Annotated in this window: 1 protein-coding gene; it reads right to left on the bottom strand. The window is 34.8% G+C overall.

Translation table 11 applies throughout. The annotated features are described in order from the left end of the window. Positions 1-70: 70 nt before the first annotated feature. A complete protein-coding gene (locus AAY47_RS19710; protein ID WP_047772087.1) occupies positions 71-694 on the bottom strand; it encodes a hypothetical protein in 624 nt (207 codons plus the stop codon). Between the last annotated feature and the right edge of the window lie 97 nt (positions 695-791).

Below are 791 nucleotides of genomic sequence, written 5' to 3'. Positions count from 1 at the left end.
AGATGCCTACTATAGCAACTGACCGCCTTTTTCAGAAATTGCACTTATCATGCGAATCCAAGACTTATAACTATTCCCATTGGGATGTATTATTTATTTTCCAATAATCAATGGAATCCCTGTTTAAATCTATTTTTCCATCTGGGTATTCAACTCTTGCATTTCCTCGAGGATATATTCCCGGAGGGTTTTCTGAAACAATTATTTTTGGCATTTTAGTTTCATCCAAAGTGGGCATGTAGGTAATTTTCCATTCACTTCCAGGAATCAAATTTAATCCGAACGAAGTTGTTCCACCTGATTCTCCATATAATCCTATTTGATTTGGCGTATCATAATCCTTTCGGAGAAAAGGATAAATAATTGAATTATAATTAATATAATTTGTGAATTTTTTCATCTCCTTAGGTTTTTCTGATTCATTGATATAAATCGTTATACCTGTTCCAGTGTAGGGCACAGCATCTTTTATTAAATGATTAACGTCAGTATACATAATAACGAATACAATAGTATTGATGTGCCATTGACACCAGCCCCCCCCTTGAAGAGGTATTTTTTCCTTAAAATAACCCGTTATGGGGTTTACTGAAATATTAACATCATCCCCTTGATGCCTAGGGGTATGATAAACAGCTCCTCCAGCAGTATTGTGAGTAGATAAACATTTGTTTGAAATATATCTTCTCTTCAAAATAGGAGTAGTATTCGGAGGAATAACACCTTCAACTGCAGGGCGCGAGCATACTTTTTAACACCTATTGAATAAGGGTTAATAACGTGATCTAATT

Source organism: Xenorhabdus griffiniae (assembly GCF_001028135.1).
GTDB lineage: Bacteria > Pseudomonadota > Gammaproteobacteria > Enterobacterales > Enterobacteriaceae > Xenorhabdus > Xenorhabdus bakwenae.
This window is presented reverse-complemented; position numbering and strand designations above follow the sequence as displayed.